The organism is Thermoflexus hugenholtzii JAD2, assembly GCF_900187885.1.
GTDB lineage: Bacteria > Chloroflexota > Anaerolineae > Thermoflexales > Thermoflexaceae > Thermoflexus > Thermoflexus hugenholtzii.
On record NZ_FYEK01000057.1, the window covers coordinates 1 to 251 of the forward strand.

A 251-nucleotide genomic window follows, 5' to 3' on the forward strand; every position below is an offset into this window, starting at 1 on the left:
GCCCATCGTCAGGAGTTCCTGGCCCACCAGGCCCAGACCCAAGCGCAGCTTACCGAGCTCAACGGGGCCGTCCGCAACCTGACTGAGGTTGTCCACGCTTTCAGCGAGACCGTCCATAACCTGGCCGAGACCCAGCTGGGGTTGGCGGAGGCCCAGCGTCGCACCGAGGAGAACCTCCAGCGCCTGGGAGAGGCTTTCACTGCCCATCGTCAGGAGTTCCTGGCCCACCAGGCCCAGACCCAAGCGCAGCT

1 pseudogene is annotated in these 251 nt (G+C 66.1%); it reads left to right on the forward strand.

What is annotated here, in order from left to right:
* Window positions 1–251, forward strand: a pseudogene (locus tag CFB18_RS15405) (hypothetical protein); the annotation flags it as partial.